The 17,568-nt window shown below is 59.6% G+C and carries 17 protein-coding genes and 1 pseudogene; 1 reads left to right on the top strand and 17 read right to left on the bottom strand.

The features are described 5' to 3' along the window. Positions 1–144 precede the first annotated feature (144 nt). Positions 145–1,131: a diaminopimelate epimerase gene (locus B9N88_RS29935; RefSeq protein WP_027603129.1), complete on the bottom strand. Its 987-nt coding sequence runs from the start codon at positions 1,129–1,131 to the stop codon at positions 145–147. Between the two features lie 348 nt (positions 1,132–1,479). Here B9N88_RS29935 and B9N88_RS29930 point away from each other — a divergent pair, with 348 nt between their 5' ends. Beyond that, positions 1,480–2,631, top strand: a complete 1,152-nt coding sequence (locus tag B9N88_RS29930) for an MFS transporter (RefSeq protein ID WP_027603128.1) — start codon at positions 1,480–1,482, stop codon at positions 2,629–2,631. 10 nt (positions 2,632–2,641) lie between these two features. Here the strand turns inward: B9N88_RS29930 and B9N88_RS33040 are convergent, their stop codons facing one another. The 16 genes and pseudogenes from B9N88_RS33040 to B9N88_RS29855 form a co-directional block, all read right to left on the bottom strand. After that, entirely contained in the window at positions 2,642–3,562 is a 921-nt protein-coding gene (locus B9N88_RS33040; protein WP_027603127.1) for a hypothetical protein, read from the bottom strand. Between the two features lie 186 nt (positions 3,563–3,748). Continuing rightward, entirely contained in the window at positions 3,749–3,904 is a 156-nt protein-coding gene (locus B9N88_RS32520; RefSeq protein ID WP_098480019.1) for a type III secretion effector protein, read from the bottom strand. A gap of 291 nt (positions 3,905–4,195) precedes the next feature. Then, positions 4,196–4,798 (bottom strand): hypothetical protein, encoded by a 603-nt coding sequence (locus B9N88_RS33035; RefSeq protein ID WP_256221035.1) that lies wholly within the window; start codon positions 4,796–4,798, stop codon positions 4,196–4,198. A gap of 1 nt (position 4,799) precedes the next feature. Further along, positions 4,800–4,934 carry a hypothetical protein gene (locus B9N88_RS33030; protein ID WP_256221034.1) on the bottom strand — a complete coding sequence of 45 codons (135 nt, stop codon included), beginning with the start codon at positions 4,932–4,934 and terminating at the stop codon, positions 4,800–4,802. A 482-nt stretch (positions 4,935–5,416) separates the two neighbouring features. Further along, the gene (locus B9N88_RS29910) at positions 5,417–7,822 is read right to left on the bottom strand and encodes a TonB-dependent siderophore receptor (protein WP_027603125.1); all 2,406 of its coding nucleotides are present in this window, start codon (positions 7,820–7,822) and stop codon (positions 5,417–5,419) included. Between the two features lie 97 nt (positions 7,823–7,919). After that, a complete protein-coding gene (locus tag B9N88_RS29905; RefSeq protein WP_043293201.1) occupies positions 7,920–8,873 on the bottom strand; it encodes a FecR family protein in 954 nt (317 codons plus the stop codon). Between the two features lie 29 nt (positions 8,874–8,902). After that, a complete protein-coding gene (locus B9N88_RS29900) occupies positions 8,903–9,403 on the bottom strand; it encodes a sigma-70 family RNA polymerase sigma factor (RefSeq protein ID WP_027603123.1) in 501 nt (166 codons plus the stop codon). Between the two features lie 91 nt (positions 9,404–9,494). Next, positions 9,495–10,130, bottom strand: coding sequence for a CGNR zinc finger domain-containing protein (locus tag B9N88_RS29895; protein WP_043293200.1), 636 nt, complete (start codon positions 10,128–10,130; stop codon positions 9,495–9,497). Positions 10,131–10,226: 96 nt separating this feature from the next. Further along, on the bottom strand, positions 10,227–10,841 hold the full coding sequence (gene cysC, locus B9N88_RS29890) for an adenylyl-sulfate kinase (RefSeq protein WP_027603122.1): 615 nt from the start codon (positions 10,839–10,841) through the stop codon (positions 10,227–10,229). After that, the gene (locus B9N88_RS29885; RefSeq protein ID WP_027603121.1) at positions 10,838–12,067 is read right to left on the bottom strand and encodes an MFS transporter; all 1,230 of its coding nucleotides are present in this window, start codon (positions 12,065–12,067) and stop codon (positions 10,838–10,840) included. Before B9N88_RS29885 ends, cysC begins: the two co-directional genes overlap by 4 nt. A 10-nt stretch (positions 12,068–12,077) precedes the next feature. After that, positions 12,078–12,848 (bottom strand): class I SAM-dependent methyltransferase, encoded by a 771-nt coding sequence (locus tag B9N88_RS29880; protein WP_027603120.1) that lies wholly within the window; start codon positions 12,846–12,848, stop codon positions 12,078–12,080. Positions 12,849–12,855: 7 nt separating this feature from the next. Further along, entirely contained in the window at positions 12,856–13,992 is a 1,137-nt protein-coding gene (locus B9N88_RS29875) for a Rossmann-fold NAD(P)-binding domain-containing protein (protein ID WP_027603119.1), read from the bottom strand. Continuing rightward, positions 13,989–14,714: an SDR family oxidoreductase gene (locus B9N88_RS29870; protein WP_027603118.1), complete on the bottom strand. Its 726-nt coding sequence runs from the start codon at positions 14,712–14,714 to the stop codon at positions 13,989–13,991. Before B9N88_RS29870 ends, B9N88_RS29875 begins: the two co-directional genes overlap by 4 nt. A gap of 10 nt (positions 14,715–14,724) precedes the next feature. Beyond that, positions 14,725–15,453 (bottom strand): sulfotransferase-like domain-containing protein, encoded by a 729-nt coding sequence (locus tag B9N88_RS29865; protein ID WP_027603117.1) that lies wholly within the window; start codon positions 15,451–15,453, stop codon positions 14,725–14,727. Continuing rightward, complete coding sequence (locus B9N88_RS29860) at positions 15,450–16,673, bottom strand: transaldolase family protein (protein ID WP_043293199.1); 1,224 nt, start codon at positions 16,671–16,673, stop codon at positions 15,450–15,452. Before B9N88_RS29860 ends, B9N88_RS29865 begins: the two co-directional genes overlap by 4 nt. Before the next feature lie 123 nt (positions 16,674–16,796). Then, positions 16,797–17,387, bottom strand: a pseudogene (locus tag B9N88_RS29855) (HAD family hydrolase); the annotation flags it as partial. Between the last annotated feature and the right edge of the window lie 181 nt (positions 17,388–17,568).

Raw genomic sequence — 17,568 nt, 5'->3', positions numbered from 1 at the left:
TGAAGTGTCTTTTACAAAATAATAAATCGAGTCAATGAGCCACTTCTTAAACATCAGAAATGCCCTACACCAACTTTTATCTGATCAATTAATCAATAGCGAAACAGCTGACACCCACTCAGGGCGTCAACTGCTCAAAAGACTTCATGTCCGAGGCAGTGCAGTCCCGAACAGACTGACGCTCAGCAGCGTATCGACCTGGGTATGCAAACGTACCGGCGCAGTGCCACCCGGCATCACCACCGCGACTTCACCCCCCTCAACCCAACCCGCTCGCCACGCCGCACAGGCGACGGCACTGGCGCTGGTGCCGGAGGACGCCGTGGGGCCTTCTCCCCGCTCGAACACCCGGGCAACCACCCGGTTGCCGGATTGCCTGGCGACCCATTGCAAATTGACGCCGGCCAAGCATGGCTCGCCGCTTCCTGCCGGGGGGGCGAAGGCAATCGCCTGCAACGGTTCGAACAGCGCTGGCTGTTGCATCTGCAGATTGTCCGGCAAGGCTGACAGGTGTTCGACCAGGGTCACACAATGAGGATTGCCCACACGCACAAACTGACTGTGCGCCCACTGTGGGTTGATCGCCGCCAACGCCTTCACATGGCTCAGTTCAATGTCGCCTTGGAACACCTGCTCAACCCCCTGCGCCCCCACGGCCGACGGCCCGAACCCGGGCAAACCCAATGCCAGCCAGAATCCAGAGCGGTGCCCATAGACAGCAGGCTCGACCCGAGTCACCAACGGCGACACCCCGTCAGGCTGGTCATGATGCACGCGCAAATCACAGGCCTCGGTCATCAAGCCCTGGTCAGTAAGCGCCTGGGCAAAAATCGTCAACCCATTGCCACTGCGCTCGGCCAGGGAGCCGTCGGTGTTCACGATCAACAGGTCAAACGGCGGCTCGGCCTGGAACGGGCCCACCAGCAAGCCATCGCAGCGGTGAGCCTTGGCATCGACCGGGCGCGGTATCGAACCCCACTCGCATTCGGAGCTTATGGCTGATGCAGCCCAACCCTCGCGAGTCCTCGCGGCCTGTGCGGCGTTATTGGGCACCTCGATACCCTGCTGTCGTAAAAACGCCGGGCTGGCGACCCCGTAAATGTTGCCACGTGCGTCATAGAACTGGGTCATGGCGCCACTTGCCTTGCAATCTTCATCGGTGCGTCCGCTCGGTTGCCTACAGGGTTGGACCAGCAGCGTATTACACAATGCAGGGTATGTGGGAGGCGGCCTGGAAGGTGGTAATCCACCGTGCAAAACCCGGGGGTTCACCAGTTCCCACAGGGATTACACACCTTCCAGAACGCCTTCTGCAAAGACACTTCGTGTGTGGTTGCCAACGCCCATGGCGTTCCCGAATTGCAAAAAGAAATCATCGCCGCTGATCTCGGGGGGAACCCGGCTCGCCCCCCAAGGGCCTGATGTGCAAGGATATCGCGCCGGACATCGTTCGCTGAACGCAAAACCAAGGATTTTTTCATGACTGCCATCCCCACCTCAGCACCCGTGGTTCCCGGGCGGCTGGAACAAATGTCGACCCGTATCGCATTTTTCATCGCCGGCTTCGGCATTGCTGCCTGGGCGCCGTTGGTGCCATACGCCAAAGCACGCGCCGAACTGAGTGAAGGCACCCTGGGCCTGCTGCTGTTGTGCCTGGGGGTGGGGTCTATCATCGCCATGCCGGCCGCCGGTGCGCTGGCGTCTCGTTATGGCTGCCGACGTGTGCTGAGCGCCGGCACGATCATGATCTGCCTGGCCTTGCCCATGCTGGCCACGGTCAGCTCGATTCCGTTACTGATCGCCGGATTGTTCCTGTTTGGCGCGGGCCTTGGCACGGTGGACTCCACGGTGAACCTGCAAGCGGTGATTGTTGAGCGCGCCAGTGGCAAAACCATGATGTCGGGCTTCCACGGCTTGTTCAGCCTGGGAGGGATCGTCGGCGCGGCCGGGGTTGCCGGGCTGCTGGGGTTGGGTCTGTCACCTCTGCAGGCGACCCTGGTGGTGATCGTCATCATGGCGCTGGCGCTGCTCAAGGCCGGGCCCCATTTGTTGCCCTACGGCAGTGAAAGTTCGGGTCCGGCATTTGCGATCCCCCACGGCGTAGTACTGTTCATCGGCTGTCTGTGCTTTATCGTGTTTTTGGCAGAAGGCGCCGTACTGGATTGGAGCGCCGTGTTCCTCAGTGCCGAACGCGGTCTGGACGAGGCCTACGCCGGCCTGGGTTACGCAGCCTTCGCCCTGACCATGACTGCCGGGCGCCTGACCGGCGATGCCATCGTGCGGCGCCTGGGCGCAACCCGCGTGATCGTGATCGGTGGTGCACTGGCCACTGCTGGCATGTTGCTGGCAACGTTATTGCCAGCCTGGGAAACCGCATTGCTGGGGTATGCGCTGGTAGGTGCCGGTTGCTCGAATATCGTGCCGGTGCTGTACACCGCCGTCGGCAAGCAAACGGTGATGCCGGAACATATTGCCGTACCTGCCATCACGACCTTGGGGTATGCCGGGATTCTTGCCGGCCCCGCAGTGATCGGCTTCATTGCCCATGGCAGCAGCCTGAGCAGTGCCTTTGTGCTGATCGCAGTACTGCTCGCCGGTGTATCCCTGAGCGGCAAGGTCCTCAAGGTATGACCCCCGCACATCAGCGCGCTTTGCGGGCCTTGTCCTGTTCCAGCCAACGCTCGAGACTTTTGTTACTGAGCCAGCCGTCCTTTTGCGGCGGACCAAACAATCGTGTGCCGTTCGCACGTATCAGCGAAGGCAGCAGACCTGGCCGCTCAAGAATGTTCTTCGCCGTGTAGACACAGAGCTCGCTGTACCTGGGCCGAGGCATGCCGGAGGAAGGATCCAGCACAGGCGCACCCTCTTGATCAACGGCATGCGGGTCCTGCATGACGGCCTTGAGCATGGCGATTTCAACGTACTGGTGTTGTTCAAAGAAGAACGTCCGATCCTGCGATTTATCCCTCAATTGTTCGAACTGGCCCTGCAGGGCCAGCACCACCTGGGTATTGCCCTGGGCATGGAACGGGTCCTGGCTGAACACACTTGGCGAGCTGTTCCCCTGTAGCGTTTGGGCGGCAGCCCTGAGACTGTCACGGGTGATATCGCCGTCGCGGCTCAAAATTGCATCGCTCAACCGCGGGCGCTTGAGAATCTCGCTGACCACTTGAATCGTCCGGTCCAACTCCTCGCTTTTCCCCATACGTTCGTCTGCAACACGCTGCAATGACGAGCAGGTCAAACGCCCGTCGTTCAGGAAGGGGTACAGCCTGCCAAAATCCTTTTCCAGGGCCAACGCCAGTTGGCTGTCGGTGGACGTTACGCCGGGCTGGGCGAGGTTCGCGCGCGTAGCAGCGGGCAGGTTCTGCAGCGCTCGCTGGCGCAGCACCGACGTTGTCCCGCGCAGCACCAGAGGCACCCGCGACACGCCGTCGGGGCGCGCAGGAACAGCCCCCTGCCAGGTTCCAGAGGGCGTGAGCGGCGCTGGCACTGTAGACCGTAAAGCCGGCTCGTCCAGTGCCAAGGGCAGACCATGAGGGGGTACACCCTCGATCGTCATGGGTTTTCTCCAACGCGTTTCCGATACATACCTGCCCGGTGATCACCACCCCCAGACGGAATCAGCGAATGGATTCCACCGGCAAGTACCCCATGTGTGGTTGGACAAACACAACAGTTCCGGACAACCGATGAATACCAATGACAGCATGTAAACAACGACCAGAAGGTACGGAGATTCCCACCCTTACCGACGCAACCAGGTCGTCAGGCTATTGATCAGCCTGGAATATCTGGGGGCCTTGGCGTCATCACTCGCGACCTGCCCGGTCGCGAGCATGCCCCGGGAAAAGTCTTCCTCGACCGGCGCCTGGAATTTGCGCTGACCGGCAAAAGCCCTCATGCGCCTGGCTTCGACAGCATGCACATCGGCCGGGGCCGGGGGCTCGTGCGCAACGATGTCACCCGTGGGTACAGTCGGATCGCCATCATCCGTATTGCGAAAGAGCTCATGACAGCTGGGCTGGGGCGGGTGAAACGAGCTTGACGTCATTTGCTAGCCCTCCACACGGAATCTGAAAGCCGACCGGTTTGATCAAGGCCGGTGCCTATGAACTATGTGGTCAGTCGGCGTAAACAGTTCCTGACAAAATTGAGCCAGGCACGTCATTCAATGGCGGCGCCTGGCGGGCGGTCAGCGGGAAAGCTGATAAAGCGCTTGCCAACTGATCCGGCCGTCATCATCACGACCGGCGAGATTGTCCATTTTCCTCAACACGTCACTGCGCTTGAGCATTTCCTGGGACAGTTGGATCAGATGATCCATGGGCGAATCGCCTGTCTGTTCCTGGGCCGCCAGGCTCCTCAGGTGGTTGAAGCTCAGCTCCCGCTCCCAGGGATTACGTTTCAACTCGTCGAAATGCTCAAGCATTTCACCGGCCATTTCCTTGTCGGTCTTGTACTTGAAGTAGTTTTCCCCCTTGACCACGATGTTCACATTTTGCCGGTCGATCAGGCCATCCAGTGCACCGGTAGAAGAGTGCCGGTCCAGGGCGCCCATCACTTCCGGACGTCGTAGCAATTCGTTGGCCAGGCGAATGTTCGCGTTCGTGACCGGATTGGGAGACCAGGTTTTTTTCGCCATCCCATAGATACTGTCAACGCTGACATACCCAGGGTTGCTGCGGTCCCTGAAGGCATTGAAATTGTCACGTAACTGTTGCGCCAACTCGTCATTGCTTTTCAGCGAGTACGTCGGATCAGGCCAGCCCGGCGCGGGTGGATACGGTTTACCCACGCTAGGATAGGGGCGTGGTGGCGGATTGCTGCAGCCAGGACTCGGCCTCGGCGGCGGACTGCAGCAGCCAGGATTCGGCCTCGGCGGCGGATTGCAGCAGCCAGGATCTGGTTGTGGGCGATTCCAGCCAAACCAAGGGCCCATCCAGTGTCTGACCGTATTCATCAGGCCCTGCGCAGCCGGCGCGCTGGAGTGACGCATCACGTTGTCAGCAGCACTCTGACGGGGGGCCTGCGAAGAGGGCGCGCCGAACACGGGCCCCCTCTGGTTTTCCCGAGGCAGGAAGCTGACGTTTGCAGCCGTTTGGCCGTTGGAGGCAGTCGCTGGCCGAGGGGCTTTGACCTCAGGCCTGGAAGTGGCCTGCAAAAGGTCAGAGGTTGATGAGGTAGAGGCCTGTGTATCGGACACCAATACCGACATAGTTTTCTCCATTACAGTGGGCGCGATCTTCAGCTTGCCGCTCCAACGCAACGTCGAAGCCCTTTAGCTTTCCCATGTGTGGCAATTCTGTCGGAAACGGTTCCTGAACCAGCCGCAATATGCGCTGCGAGGATGTAAGAAACAGGACAAACGATCGCAGCCTCTTGCAAGACTGCGACTTTTCCAAGCCGATAAAGGTCAGAACCCGACGCTGGCCTGTACAAAAAACGTACGCGGCTCGCCCAGGTAAAGCCCGGCATTGTTGTCGCTGGAGCGGGTGTAGTGCTGCTGGTCAAAGACGTTTTTCACCCCCACCCCCAGCTTCAGGTTCGACAGTTGTTCGCCAAAGTCGTAGCCACTGCGCACGTTGACCGAGACATAGCCCGGGATATCACCGTACTGCCCATCGGCGGTGCCCTGGGTAATGTAGGTGCTGGTGGTACCCGGTGCACGCTGTCCGGACTGGGCGTACACATCCAGGTTGTGGGTCCAGTGGTTGACGTCGTAGCGCAGGCCCAGGGTTGCCACTTCCCGGGAATACAGTGGCAGGTCGCGCCCTTTGAACGGTACGTCACCTTCGGCGGTAGCCTTGGTGTAGGTGAAGCCGGCGTTGGCGGTCAGGCCGTCCAGGCGAGGGTCCAGGTTCGACAAGTCATAGTGGGCCGACGCTTCGATGCCGGTGTGCTTGGTGGCGCCAAGGTTGGTCCAGCCCACGGCATTGCTGACGTATTGCAGCTCATCCGAGAAGTCGATGTAGAAATACGTGAGTTCCCCGCCCCACACACTGTCGTTGTAGCGCGTACCGACCTCATAGGTCTTGGCTTTTTCCGGGTTCAGGCCGCTGGCGGTCTGGTCGCCGCTGCCGCCTTGTCCGAGTTGGAAGTACTGCAGGCTGCCGAAGGAGGTTTCGTAGTTGGCGAACAATTTCCACGCATCGGAAAGGTGGTACATCACGCTCAGTGCCGGCAGCGGTTCCCGGCTATGGACCTCGCGGCGTTTTTCCTGGGTGCGGGGCCCCGTAAGGGGGATGACCGGACGGTCGTGCCATTCGGTGCGGATGTCTTCAAAACGGATGCCCGGGGTGACGGTCCACTTGCCGATATCGATCTTGTTGTCCACATAGAAGGCGTTGGCCTCGGTGCCACCGGTGCGATCCTGGTAGACGTGACCATCGCTGCGGCCACCCGGCGTCGGCACGTTGTTGATCAGGTTCAGGCTGGTGGCCTGCTCGTGCATGCCTTCCTTGAGGTAGCGGTAACCGACGCTGACTTCCTGGGTGCTGGGGCCCACGTCGAATACATGGGACACCCGCGGCTCGATGCCGAAGGTGTAGTAGGTGCGCGGGTAGGACCCGAGGGTCGCGAGGTCGCGGTTAGCGATGTTACTGCCGCGGAAACTGTCGGAATAATAAGTCAGCACTTCGGCCTGGGTCCGGTCGTCGATCTGCCGGATGTACTTGAAGGACACGTCTTTGCGACGCCCGCTGAAATTGTCCCAATCGCGCACCGACTGGTACGGGTTGGCATCGAACTGTTTCTGGGTCAGCCCGCCGGGCATGTCGGCGCTGGCGTCGTAATAGTGGAAGTTCAGCGAGAAGTCGTCCTGGTCGGTCGGCGCCCAGTGGGTCTTGAAGATCACGTCGTCGATGTCGTTGCCGTTGTTGCTGTTGCGGTAGCCGTTGCCATTCACTCCGGAGTACAACAGCGCAGCGCCGATGCCGTTTTCGGCAGTGCCGCCGATAAAAGCGCTCTCGATGTGCTTCCAGCCACCATGGGCTGAAGTTTGCAGGGTGGTGCCGACTTCACCGGAGAATTTCTCGGGGATCGCGCGGGTCACGAAGTTGATCACGCCACCGACGTTCTGTGGCCCATAACGCACGGAACCGGCGCCGCGTACCACGTCGATGCTGTCCAGGTTGCTGGCGGTAATCGGCGCCATCGACAGTTGTGGCTGGCCATAGGGCGCGAATGCCGCCGGCACCCCGTCGATCAGCACGGTGGAGCGTGGTGACAGACGTGATGTCAGCCCGCGTACGCCGACATTGAGGGAAATATCGCTGCCACCTGTGCCGTTGGATTCCTGCACCTGGACCCCAGGCATACGACGCAGCACATCACCGACATTCATCGCGCCCTGCTCCACCATGGCTTCGCGACGAATCACCGTACGCGCGCCCGGGTGGTTCTGCACCACTTCGGTATTGGCATCCCCAAGCCAGTCGCCGACCACCCTGATGTCGGTGGCACCCAGTTCCAGGGGCGAACCGGCGTCACCGGCGCCGCTGCCGAGCGGGCGCAGGGTCACGGAACCGGCGTCGATCTGATAGTCCAGGCCACTGCCTTGCAGCAATTGGCGCAGGGCCTGTTCCGCCGACAGGTTGCCATCTACTGCGGGGGCCTGCTTGCCGGCGACCAGGTCGGGGCTGAAAAACACTTGCAGGGACGTCTGCTGCCCCAGTTGGCTCAGCGCGCTCCCCAGGGGTTGGGCCTGGATATGGATAGCGTCGCCAGCATAGGCTGCCGGCACTGCGGCACTGACAGCGAGCGCAAGGGCAAGCGGCGCCCAGCGGGAGATTTTATTGTTGTGAACGGCACAGTTTTTCACGTCGACCCCAGTCCTGTAATCGCAAGAGTATGCGGCTGTTAATGCAAACCAGTTGCAGCTGCAGGAGAAGACGAAGAACTCGGAAAAAACCTGAATCTCAGCGCGAAATAATTTCCTGGCTGCCATCCGGCAGGGTTCGCAGGGCCACGGGCAGGATATGGGGCAAAGCCTTGAGCAAGGCATCGGTATCATTGGCCTTGAACACACTGGTCAGTCGCAGGTTGCCAACGGCGGGTGTGCTGACGCGCAACGGGCGCTCGCGATAACGCGACACCTCACGGGCGACTTCACCCAGGGAGGCGTTGTTGAACACCAGTTTGCCGCTGCGCCAGGCCGTCAGTTCCTCGGTATTCACTGCGTAGGACGCTGCCACCAGGCCTTGGTCATTGATATGGGTCCCCAGCCCCGCCGTCAGCGTCACCCCCTCGTTCGGCGAGCGCCCCTGCACCTTCACCGTACCGGCCTCGACCACCACACGGGTCTGGTCATCATCGCGACGCACATCAAAGCGCGTTCCGGTGACCGTCACCTGCCCTGCACCGGCGGCGACCACAAAGGGACGGCGGGTGTCATGCTCGACACTGAACATGGCCTCGCCCTGCTTGAGTTCAACACTGCGGCGGCCTTTTTCGTAGTGCACCGAGACAACACTGCGGCTGTTCAAATCCATCGTCGAGCCGTCGGGCAATGCCACCTGGCGATGCTCACCCAGGCGCGTGCTGAAATCGGCCCGGTAGGGCTTCGGATGATCAAGGCCGCTGAACAAGCCGAGCCCCAAGGCCACGGCGACCACACTGGCCGCGACGGCGTAACGCAACACGCCGCGACGTTTTGGACGCTCGGCCGACGCCTCGCCCAACGCCTGCAAGCGGGCCTTGGGCACCAGGTCGGCGGCGCTCCACAGGCCTTGCAGCACATCGAATTCATATTGGTGTTCGGGCTTTTCACTGCGCCACGCATCGAAACGCTCGCGCTCGGTGGCGTCCAACCCAGCGTCTTGCAGGCGTACAAACCATTGCGCGGCTTCGTCGCGGGCACGGTTATCCATCATGGAAGGTCCTGTTTCAGAGCGAGCGTGTGTCATGGGGCCATCGCGTCCAGGCGCTCACGCAAATGCCGCAGGGTGCGGATCATATACTTTTCCACCATGTTCTTGGACAAGCCCAGGCGCTCGGCGATCTCCTGCTGGGTGAGGCCCTCGATCTTCTGCCAGATAAAGATCCTGCGGCAGTTGAGCGGCAACTCGGCCAATGCCCGCTCGATGGAGTCCGCCAGCTGGATCGCGTGCATGAAATGCTCCGGGTCACCGCCGTGGGGCTGGCTCTGATCAAAGGCTTCCAACGCCATGGCTTCCCGCCGGTCTTCGCGTCGGTAGGCATCCACGGCGATATTTCGCGCAGTTTGATGCAGATAAGCGCGCGGTTGCTCTACCTGGGAGGCGGTTGTCTCCAGCACTCTCACAAAGGTGTCATGGGCCAGGTCCTCGGCCTGCTGACGGTTTCTCAGGCGGCGTGTCCAGGTGCCGATCAACTCTTCGTAGTGCTCGAAAAAGCCTGTTCTGCGGGGCGGCTGAGGGATCATCGCGAGGGCACTGGGGAGGCGGGGCGTGAATAGTAATGTTTCCTATTAAGTGGAGCAATTGCTACCCGTCGACCGCGACATTGCCTGGCAACTAAAGCGCCTGTTTAAGGCGGCTCAATTTCTCCCGGCTGCCGCACACGCTCATCTGGCACCATTTGCGCAGCTTGTTCTTGGAAATATCCAGGAATAGCCAATCGCAGTCGGTGGCCGTGCAGCACTTCAAGGCACGAAGATCACCGGACACCAGCAATTGCGTGGCCTCGATCGCCAGGCGTCCGATCAACATTGCACTCAGTTCCTGGGCAGAGGTGCAGGTTTTCCACGCCCAGGCCGGCGTCCCGTCAACCGTGCGCAGCACTCGCCAGGCGGTGCCTTGCTGGAAATTCAGGTTGATCTGCTGCAAGGCGTCATCGGCCGCAGCCTGGCGCAAGGACAACGGGTAAAACACGGCATACAGGCATTCGCGGAACGCAATGATGGCGTCCAGATCCGGCTGGTAGGAAATAGGCGACTCAAACACCATGGCCTTGTATTCAGCGAACTCCTGGGCGGAGATCAACGAGGCGTGCAGCGCCCATTCAAAGAAAAACTGAAAACTGGTGAGCCGCTCTTCCATGACCTTGAGCGGCGACCCAGGACGGCGGCCGTTGGTGGTATTGATGAAGTCCAACACCTGGGCCCCGCCGATCAGACGGATGGATTTTGCAGTGCCGGTGAAATGCGTCATGCCTGCTCCTGAAAAAACGCGGTATGCCTGCGATGGCGCAGATTACCTTGTTTTCCGAAGGTGCAGGCACCGCCACCGCGGCGCCAAGACCAGCGGCTATGTGCGCTCGTCGTTACGGGCCATCCAATCGAGAATAGTCGCGACAGACTGTTCGACCGACAGCGCCTGGGTGTCCACGTGCACTTCCGGAAAGATCGGCACGTCGTAGTTCGAATCAATCCCGGTGAAATGTTGGATCAGCCCCAGGCGGGCTTTTTTATACAAGCCTTTAGGGTCACGTTGTTCCGCCGTTTCCAGCGGCGCATCCACATGCACCTCGACAAAATGCTCATTGCCGACAATGGCGCGCGCGTAGTGCCGGCTGGCCGCCGACGGTGAGATCAGCGCCACGATCACCACCAGCCCCGCGTCCAGCATCAAGCGCGCCACTTCGGCGACCCGCCGGATATTCTCATCGCGGTCGCTGTCGGTAAAACCCAGGTCGCGGCACAGGCCGTCGCGCACCGAGTCGCCGTCAATGATGCAGGTCAAGCGCCCCTGTGCCTGCAAGGCGCTGTCCAGCGCATCGGCAATCGTCGACTTGCCGGCCGCCGAGATGCCCGTCATCCAGATGACCAAGGGCTTCTGCCCCATACGCGAGCGTTCCGCGCCGAGATGGCTGAACGCAAACGCATGCAAATTCCGCTCTGGACGTTCCGCAAAATGACTCATGGCCGCTCACCCTCCGTCCCCGCCACAGGCGGTTTACCCAACAGGAACACCATCACGCATTGCACGAACAGCAACAGCGCAACCACCCAGTAGACGGTTGCGAACGAGCCGGTCAGGTCCTTGGAGAAACCGCCCAGGAAGTTGCCGCACACGCCCCCCAGGCCGATCAGCACATTGGCAATGCCGAATGCCTGGGTCAGTCGGCTGACTGGCACGATTTGTCCGATGTAGCTGGGGACAAGCCCGAAGATGGGGTAGAACGCCAGCGCAAACAAAAATGCCGCCAGGTAGAACAGCGGGAGGCTGTTGAAACTGAACACCAGGGTGGCGGCCAGCCCCGCACTCAGAAAGCACATGGCCAGCGACGCCCTGACGCCCACCTTGTCGGCGATCCACCCCACCAGAAAGCCCGAGGCCATGCCCACCGCACCGATGGTGGTCCAGACAAACCCGGCGTCCTGCACCGACACTCCCAACTCGTCCCGCAGGAACGGAGCCAGGTAAGTCTGGAACGGCAACAGCGCCATCCCGTTCAAAAACGCAATGGCCCAGGTCAGGTACAGCGAGCGACTCAACCAAGGTGCATGACTCTCGAACGCCGTCGAACGCGGCCCGGAAAAACCGGCGCCCTTGTCCGCCACCAGGTTGCGCAGCAGAAACCAGGCCACCACGCACAGGGCCACCGAGATCAGGCCCGCGGTGAGCCAGATCGAGCGCCAGCCGCCCTGCAGGGTGAGGAACGACACCAGCAAGCCATTGATGAACACGCCGTAGCTGGTGCCGCTGGAAATCAGCCCCATGACCCGCGAGCGATTCCCCGGGCTGAAGCCCTTGGTGACAATCTCCGCCAACGGGATGTACACCGAGGCCGAGCAGCCGCCGAGCAAAATCAACAGCGCCCCGGACAGCCAGATACTGTTGCTGACACTCAGCCCCAACAGCGCCAGGGAGGTCATCAGCGTCGACACCAGGCTGATTTTCCAGCCTTCGAAAAAACGGCTGATATAACTGGTGACCGATGAAAACAGCAGGAAGCCGATCTGCGCACCGCCAGTGATCAGGCCCACCGTGGTGTAGTCGAAACCGATATCGCGGCGCATGTCCACCACCAGGTTGGCGAACAGGTAGACACCAAACCCGTAGGTACTGGCCACGAACCCGGTCAACACCACCGCCAGCACGACGCTGTCCAACGGGCGCGCGCTACTGTGTACCAGTGTGCTCATCAGGTACTCCTTAAACGGCGCGTGCGGTGTGGATGACAAAATCACAATTCATCATGTCGTAGTCACGCTGGAAATCCCCGTAGCTCTCATGGGCGCAAAATCCGGACTTGAGCACCTCCCCCTTCAACTCGCCCGGCAACAGCGGATAGACCTGCAACCGGTACTGCTCGGCGTTATCGAACGAGTAGATGAACTCACACACGTGCTCATCCACCTGCCCCAGGCCGACGGATGCCTGCGTGCCGCAGTAATAGTAATGACCGCTGGATTTGAACTTGCCTGCGCGAATGGCAAAGAAGTTACGTTGATCCACAATCAGCAAGCCACCCGGATTGAGCAATGCCCTGAATTTCTCCAGCACCGCCAACCGTTCATGGGCTGCAAACACATGGCACAGCGAACTGCCCAGGCACACCACGGCATCGAAGCGCCCCAGTTCGGCGGGATCGAGGGCCTGCCAATCCCGATAGTGCGATTCGATCGCCAACCCGCGTTGCCGAAAATTCTCCCGGGCCTTGGTCAACATCGTGCTGCTGCCGTCCGTGGCGACGACATCGAACCCCGCCTGCTTAAGCTGGACCGCATGAAAACCACTGCCCGTGGAGACGTCGATCACCGACTTCACGCCGTGCTGCTTCAGCAGGTTTTCAAAGAACCCGTTCTCCCCCGCCTTTCTTTTTTCCCAATCGATCAAGTCATCCCAGCGCTCGACGAATTTTTTCGAGTATTGCGTGGCGTAACTGGCGACTTCGCTGTGCTTGTGCCGCGACATTTGATTCATCACACACCTACCAGGTTGAATGTTTGAAAGACAGGTATTTGCTCGACAGCTCGCGGGCAAATTCGGCGGACTGTTCGATGGACATGGTTTTCTTCGAGTACCCCAGCATCGCCTGCATCACGGCCATGCATTGCGGGTTATAGGTGACCGAACCATCGCAATGAATTTCATCGATACCATCCTGGCTCTGGCAGATGGTATTGATGCGCACCGCTTCGTCCTGGGGGCAGTCGGCGCTGAACTGCACCTTGATCTGCCCCTCCTGCAGCCACACCGGATAGCCGCCCGGCAACCCCAGCGGGCCGGGCGCGTGCACCAGCACCGGCGTGGGCGAAAACAACCCCTCGATCACGGTGACGGCCGAGCACGCCGTGAGGAACTGCCCATCGATACCGCCCAGGCGGCGGAACTCGGATTTAACCGTGGAAAAAATCGCTTCGGCCGGCAGGTGGGCCGCAGCCGGGCGGTCGCGCACCTCATACAACAAGCGGTAACTGGCACGCGGGGGCAAGCCGCCGCGCGGCACGTAGTGGCTGAAATAGTGCTGGGCATACAGGCACACCTGCACATCGGCGGGCGCACACTCCAGCAGCCGCGCGATGGAAAATCGCAGCGCCGGGACCAGGTTGGCGACATTGCCCACGCCAATATCCGGCGCCAGCCCGACCCTGGCCAGGATCGGGTTGACCGCATCGGGAAAGGCCGCGTTGACCGTCCTGGCCGCGATACCGGAGGCTTTTACCGCCTGCATCAAGTGATGCATCAGCGTCAGGTGCATGGGCAGCCAAGGTCCGAACTGCGCCTGGTCGAGCTGCTCGAAGGAGAGCCGGGGCAACCCCGTGATCACCCGCCACGATTGCAACGACGCACAGTTCACCACCATGTCCGGGGCCTCTTCATGCAGCACCCGCGTCACCCGCTCGATATCGGTGAGGTCGGCGATCACCGGCTTGATCGCGATGCAGTGCCCCAACTGCGCACACGACAGGGCCACCAGGTTGCACAGCCGCACGGTCGCGTCTTCATTGCGCCCCAACACCACGAATTCAAAGGCATTTTTCGGCCCGAGAATCTTCAGGATCTGCAGGCACAGGTTGCCCGCGCCCACCAGCAGCAGTTTCTTCTTGGTGGCTGACGGGCTCATCGTGGGTAGGCTCCGTTGTCTACCGGAATGACCTTGCCGGTGACATGCCGCATGGCATCGCTGATCACCAGCAAAATGACCTCGGCGACGCCGCCGGGCAGGATCGGTTCCTTGAGGATTTCCTGGCGCGCGTACTCGGCGCGGCGGTATTCAGGGATGGTGTCGTAGATGGCGGTGTCATGGATCAGCGCCGGCGACACTGCGTTAACCCGCACGAACGGCGCAAAATTCCAGGCATTGGCTTTGGTCAGGCCGATCACCGCCGCCTTGGTGGCGCCGTACAAGGCATCGCAGCTGCCTACCTCACCGGCCACCGAGGCGATATTGACGATGCTGCGCGGCGCCTCGTGTTTCATCTCCCGTTCGGCGAAGTCTTTGGAGAGATAGACCAAGGCCTTGAGGTTCACAGTCAGGATTTCGTCCACTTCGGCATCGGAATAGGCGTAGATGCTTTTGCCGTGGTAAATACCGGCGTTATTGATTAATGCATGAATAGTTGCGTGGCGCTCATACAGCGCAGGGATAAACCCCTTGATCAGCGCGTTATCCGAAAAGTCCGCGACATGGGTTTCCAATACATCCGCCGTGTAAGTGCGCTGTAACGCACGCAGGCCTTCGGCATCCTTGTCGGCACCGATAACGAAATAACCTGCCTGGATAGCCTTTTCCACAGTAGCCCGGCCGATCCCATTGGCCGCACCGGTGACAATCAACTTTTTCATACAACAATCCTTATTGGCAAAATTCATTCATGCGTGCGTAGAAGGGTCGGTGGTATTCGTAAAAGGCTTTTAATTTTGGCGACCGATCGAAAGCGTCCATATCGATAGCAGGTTTATCCGGCAGAGCAATGCGTTCACTGTTCTCCGCCGCCACATGCCAACTTCTCCAGGTTTTCCACTGTCGCGGACATTCGCGTTTCCATGTCATGGCGTGGGGCAAAAATTCAATCTGCAAGTAGTCACACAGTTTACGAATGACACGCTCCGGCTCGGCGGCGAGGTCATCGGCATTAATCACATAAGGCACTTTTCCGATGAGTTTGGTGACCACACAAAAAATCTCGTACAAGGCTTTATGCCCGATGGCCTGCACGGGCATATCGGGGTGTACCCGGTGATGGGAAATAATGCTGCTGGCGGGCTCGCGGATAATAAAAATATTGTGTTGTTGCGCCAGGAAGTCCCGGTCAACTTTCAAGTCATCCAGGCAGTGGTAACACATGTCTTTGTGAAACACATTGGTACTTTCCCGGGCCTTGAGCAGTTGCTCTTTTATGCCTTGATACGTGGTGGGCAAACTGTGATCCCATTCATCCGAAGGAATCACTGAATCTGCGGAAAACGCCATATGGGCAAACGGCTCGTGGAAAACCTCAAAATCCCCCCGCTCGATAAACACCCGTTCCAACACCGTGGAACGGGAACGCGGGTGCGCCCACAACCCGACCATCTTGTTCATGCCAGCACCCCGTATTCAGCGGCCAGGATGGCGTTGAGCGAGCGTGCGAAAGGCTTCGCCACCGGACACAGGCGCACGCAGTAGTCGGTCAGGCGCCGATTCGCACTGTTGGCCTCGTTGCAGGCGTTGATAAACGCCTCATGATTGCCAAAGTCGTAGGGCTCGATGCTGTCGATGAAATAGGCTTCGCAGAAGTACGGAATGCGAATGAGCCGGGCGAACGTCTCAGCCGGCGCCTGCTGGGGTTCACAGGCGGGTGCCACCGGTTTGCCGTGGCTTTCACGCTCGATCAGAAACTCCACCACATCCGGCGTCAGGGTGTAGCACGTGGTGGTCAGCCCGGTCTTTTCCAGGTGCCAGCAGTGCTTGTGGCCACGCTCGTCAACGTCGACCTTGATACTGGACAGCAGGGTCTTGACCGGTACCTTCGAGGCCGCGACCAGGGCCTGGATCTGCTGGTAAATCATCAGCTCGGCCCAGCGCATGTCCTCCGGGCCCAGCGCCAGGCCACGCTCGGCGGCCTGCAAGGCGAACTCGGGCTGGCAGGAAAAACGCCCGATCATAAAGGTGATCACATACTTGCAACAGTCGGTGTCGACGCCGTTGCGACGGGCGCTGGCGATGCCCCGCTCTATCGCCTGGATACCGGCCTGGAACTGCGAAACGGTGAAGCAGAACGTGATGTTGACCGAAACGCCTTGGGCCACCAGGTGTTCGATCGTCGCGAAACCCTCCAGGCTGCCCGGCACTTTGACCATCACATTCGCGGCCAGGCGATGCAGCTCCAGGCCCCGCGCGGTCATGCGTTCGCTGCACCGCACATCCGACGGGTCGACCTGGGCGCATAGCCAACCATCGGCCTGAGCCGATTGCACCCACAACGGCTTGAGCATCGAGGCGCCTTCTGCAATCACTTCGTTGTACAGCTGCTTGCGCAATTCCCCGGGAGACAGGCTGGCCAGATTAAAACGCGACGACCAATACTCTTTCTTGTCGAGGATTGCCGCCGTCACCAGCCGGGGGTTGGTGGTCACACTGCTGAAGCCCCAAGGCTGGGAGAGATCCTGCGGCATCAACTGTTCGATATGGGCAGCGGCCGCCGGGTACTTGTCCAACAAATGCTGTTTATACGGTGCGTACACCACGGGCGACGAATCCCACCACACTTCCGAACGTGGATCATTACGTTTAAGTCGCTCTATATAACCCAGTGTGCCCACAACACTTGCTCCTTGAGTAACGTGATCAATGAGGGTCGGTAACTCACGCATATCGGCAAAAGGTAACGCGCCGGCTTCGGCCAATATTCGATGTCGAGACAACGGACCAAAACCCAGGACTTTTATAGTGGCTGCAACGGCGGCTTGAATCCCTGTGACACTGTCTTCAATCACCAGCGCATCACAGGGTTCGACGTTGTAAGTTTCACACGCCGTTAAAAACACCAGCGGATCAGGCTTCCAACGCCCCAATTCATAACAACTGAATATTCGCCCTTCGAAATAAGGTAACAACCCCACAACGCGCAAACACTGTTCGATCTTATTGCGCGGCGCACTCGAGGCTACGCAATAGGGAGTTTCCAGCACTTCCAATACGTCAAGTATCCCATCAGTCGCTTTCACATTAAGCGTCAATGCTTCAAGCGCTCGAACTCGGAAGTCCTCTTCAAACTGAGGGGGCAAACAAATACCCAATAACGGTTCTACTTCGCGCAGGCAATCGGCAATCTTTCTTCCACGAAAGTGCTCAATGAAATACACACTATCCAGTGTCTTGCCGTCCTGTACGTGAGCATTAAGCATGCCGATCAATACAGACAAGGTGATCTCTTCGCTTTGGACGAGTACACCGTCGCAATCGAAAATAACTAACTTAGGCAACGGCGTAGCTCCCTGCTCTGGTAGTTCCCCTATAGCTGCCGATAAACACATAGGCATCTCTTATAGGTGACTCCGCATGACTTCCGAACTACCAGCGGAACGGGTTGAGGTGTGCTTATAAGACACGGGGCAAAAAACCCTGTCAAACGCTTTTTAGCGGTTTTTTAGTATCTTATGGTTATTTTTTATTCTTCTGTTATTCCATTTTTCACCATGGTTGTAGTCGCTAATT

It is taken from the genome of Pseudomonas sp. LAMO17WK12:I1 (genome assembly GCF_900177315.1).
In the GTDB taxonomy this organism is placed as follows: Bacteria; Pseudomonadota; Gammaproteobacteria; order Pseudomonadales; family Pseudomonadaceae; genus Aquipseudomonas; species Aquipseudomonas marginalis.
The sequence above is the reverse complement of the archived record's forward strand: the minus strand, read 5'-3'. Positions and strand labels throughout refer to the sequence as shown.